This is a genomic window from Hydrogenivirga sp. 128-5-R1-1, from assembly GCF_000171895.1.
In genome coordinates this window covers 1-1,599 of sequence record NZ_ABHJ01000300.1, presented here as the reverse complement: position 1 = coordinate 1,599, position 1,599 = coordinate 1, and the positions used below count along the sequence as shown (strand labels likewise).

The window sequence follows — 1,599 nt, the reverse complement described above, 5'->3', positions numbered from 1 at the left end:
ATAAAGAACGAACATCTTTTATTACTTCGTTGATAAAATTTGATTTGCTGTATTCATATTCTTTTCTGAGTATGTTTTCAAGGAAATCTTCAGCTTCAGGCTTCCAAAGACCTGAGTCTTCATCGTAGACCCAAAAATCGCCTTTGGAGCCTTCATAAATAAAGTTAAATTTTTGTAAAAGTTCTAAGGATATATCTCTAACTTTTTTCTTTTCTTCTTCCTTTTCTTTCTCTTTTATTTCAACTCCGGCAATCTGACCAAGTTCATATACAGCTTCTTTAAAGGATTTGTTTTTAAGGATTCTGTAAAGGTCTATTATGTCAAAATATGGCAGTCCATCTTTTGTTTCTCTGACCCAATCTGGAATTTCAGTAAGTTCTCCAGTAATTTTTGATACATGGCTTCTACCGTGATAATCAACGGCTATATCTCCTGTTTCTAAGTTTTCAAATACTTTAAAAGATGGGTTTCTTTCTGGATGAATAGGACATATACAGTCCCATCTATTACCTGACTTTGTCCCTTCAAGCTTAAAAATGTCAACAATTCTGAGTCTTCTTTTGATTTCGTCTATTGCTTCTCTAAACTCTGGATATTCTGTTTTTTCTTGTTTTACTTTCTTTTCGGCTTCTTCTGAAACTTCCATTTCAAGTAAAATATCGTCAACACATAGAGGTATAACGTTTTTTCTTTCTTTATAGATGTAGGTTTCAACTCCGTATTTTGTGTTAACAGTTCCGATAAGTCTTTGCCCTTGTGAAGTGTTAAAGCATGTTTTGTCTACATAAGGGTTGTCTTTTGTTTTTTCTTTTATGTAGCTTACAACTTGCTGTATTTCTTGATAGTAAGCCCATCTGTCAAGGATAATAACAAACTGTCCTCCGCCTCCTGTGAAATTGACAAGTTTTACAGCATTTTGTATGTTTTCAGGCAGTATTTTAAAAGCTTCACTCATTAAGCTTAAAAATTCACTTTCGGATAATTTTTCGTGTTTGTCTGGAAATTCTATGTCTATAACTATAACTTTAAGCTTTTTGTTGTACTGCTGAGTTAATCTTTTGCCCCAGTATTTTAGAAAATCTGGATGTCCTTGCTCTACAGGAAGTTCTTTTACTGTGTAATGAATAGCAAAGTTTCTGTCTTCTTTGTTTTTCACTGCTTCTATTAATTCTTCTACAGTTTGAACGTGAAAGGCGTATCTAAATCCTTTTTTATCTTCCGGCAGGGTATAATCAACTTCTATCCATTCTTTACCTTTAAATTCTTCTGCAAAGTAAACATCCCAAATCTTTCTTATTGTTTCTTCTTTTTTCACCATAATCATTTTAACCCTCCTTGATGGTGAGCTTTATGGCATTTAGTGCATAAGATTTTGACTTTTATGTTGCTGTGGTAGGCTATAATCTCATTCATAAAAGCTCGTATTTTTGGGTGAGATAAAATGTCTGCATCTTTTAAATAAAAAAAGTCTTGAAATCCAAGTTGTTCATAAAAATCCTTTACTTCTACATCGGTAAAGTTGCTGAAATGTTTTTCCCAAAGTTCCTCAAATATCTCTTTAAAAGTTTTACTGTCGTGATGGACATCAAGCTCGTTAAA

General features: G+C 32.8%; 2 protein-coding genes. Both read right to left on the bottom strand.

The window, feature by feature from the left end; translation table 11 throughout:
* Positions 1 to 1,324, bottom strand: a 1,324-nt coding sequence (locus HG1285_RS02225) for a CHC2 zinc finger domain-containing protein (protein WP_008289181.1), incomplete at its 3' end; no start/stop codon positions are given.
* The coding region (locus HG1285_RS19975; protein WP_008289180.1) for a hypothetical protein at positions 1,321 to 1,599 on the bottom strand (279 nt) is incomplete at its 5' end. The genes HG1285_RS02225 and HG1285_RS19975, both read right to left, overlap by 4 nt.